Origin of the sequence: Tunicatimonas sp. (assembly GCF_049647865.1) — a bacterium.
Lineage (GTDB): Bacteria > Bacteroidota > Bacteroidia > Cytophagales > Cyclobacteriaceae > Tunicatimonas.
The window spans coordinates 1-1,531 of the sequence record NZ_JBARYM010000423.1; the positions used below are offsets into that span (position 1 = coordinate 1).

Annotated in this window: 1 protein-coding gene and 1 pseudogene; one reads left to right on the plus strand and one right to left on the minus strand. The window is 40.6% G+C overall.

Annotation, left to right across the window (positions count from 1 at the left end; translation table 11 throughout):
- Positions 1 to 211: 211 nt before the first annotated feature.
- Entirely contained in the window at positions 212 to 724 is a 513-nt protein-coding gene (locus tag WBA23_RS12630) for a shikimate kinase (protein ID WP_424582639.1), read from the plus strand.
- On the opposite strand, the pseudogene WBA23_RS12635 reads toward WBA23_RS12630, so the two are convergent.
- Positions 714 to 1,531, minus strand: a pseudogene (locus tag WBA23_RS12635) (hypothetical protein); the annotation flags it as partial. The gene WBA23_RS12630 and the pseudogene WBA23_RS12635 overlap by 11 nt on opposite strands.

Below are 1,531 nucleotides of genomic sequence, written 5' to 3' on the forward strand. Positions count from 1 at the left end.
GTAAGAGTTAGCATTGGATGAGCTTACACTAATATCGGGGGACTGAGCGTAGGCCTGATTGAATGTAAAGAAAAATACACACAATAAGAAAAAGGTTTGTTTCATAGAAATAGTTAAGTAAGAATGAGCTTATCACGCATTTCTATGTTAGATAGTTGCACAAAGTGGCTTATTTATTTTTAGTTAATTTTAGTACCAAGTTTTAGTCAGAATGAGTAACAACAAACTCTTCTTAGTGGGCCTACCTGGTTCGGGAAAAAGTACATTAGGAAAGCTGTTAGCGAAGCAACTTGATCTTCCGTTCATTGATTTGGATGATGTTATCGAAGCTTCGGCCCAACAGCCCATTCGAAAGATTTTTGCGCAGCAGGGAGAAGAATATTTTCGTGAGCTAGAGCGAGAAACTTTGCTTAAAACTATTAATCAGAGAGATACCTTTGTGATGGCTACCGGGGGTGGGGCACCCTGTTTCTTTGACAATATGCGACAGATGAACCAAGCGGGGACTACGATCTTTGTAGATACTCCTACGGAAATAATTGCCGAAAGAATGAAGAAAGAGGGCGTAGCGGTTCGCCCCCTTCTGCATGAATTAGATACTGATAATTTTGCTGATGCCTATTACCAAAAGTTTACCTATCGCCTACCTTACTACCGGCAAGCAAAAGTTACGGTTACCTCTGAAGATAGCTTAAATTCTATCTTAGATCAGCTTAAAAGTTAAATCCTAAACTAAGTAACGCTCTTGTCTGCGTATTTTCTTGAGGAATGAAAGCGGCACCCCGGTACGGTGAAAAGTCCGAATCGAAGCTGGTACGACTTACAGTCAAATCTGCGAAGAAGGAAGATACGTTGAATCCTACTCCAGCGGATAAAATAGTACGATCTCGATTCAACCGATCATCAGGAAAAAGTGTAGGATCATCGTAGAAAGCGTATCCCGCACGGAACCGCAAAATTTTGTACCGAAACTCGCCACCCGCCCGAAAGTTAAAAACTGATTTGAATAACGTTTCTACATCATTGTTCACCTCGTTTACCGAAAAATTTTCATTCGTTGAAAACCGATTGGCTGCATAATTCACGTATTCAGCATCTAGTGTAATGAATCCAGATTTTTCAAAGAAGTAAGCTAATCCAATCCCAGTTCGAGAAGGAGTAGTTAGATTATATTCACTTATCACCTGATTTCCCTGCGTTAGTCCAGGATTACCAGTTCCTTCGCCAATATCAAAGAGCTGCTCTATATCATCTACTTCCAAGATGCCAACTACCTCCGAATAAAGGTCAAAGAATTCTTCGGTTCGCACACTATAGTACGTAGGAGTTTGATACGTTAAGCCTACTGTCAATTCGGTAAGCGGACGGTAAATAACTCCCAGATTAGCGTTAATTCCGGTACCACTGATATCTAGAACTTCATTCACTTGGTTATAATCGACGAAGTCAACTGACACATTATCGCGTCCTTCGCCCCCTGGGAAGAAGAAATTACCTTCATTAATGAAATCTAAGTACTGCTGAGTATAGT

What these genes read in the sequence shown, in the direction of transcription:
- WBA23_RS12630 (WP_424582639.1), top strand. Translation starts at nt 212, where the DNA reads ATGAGTAACAACAAACTCTTCTTAGTGGGCCTACCTGGTTCGGGAAAA.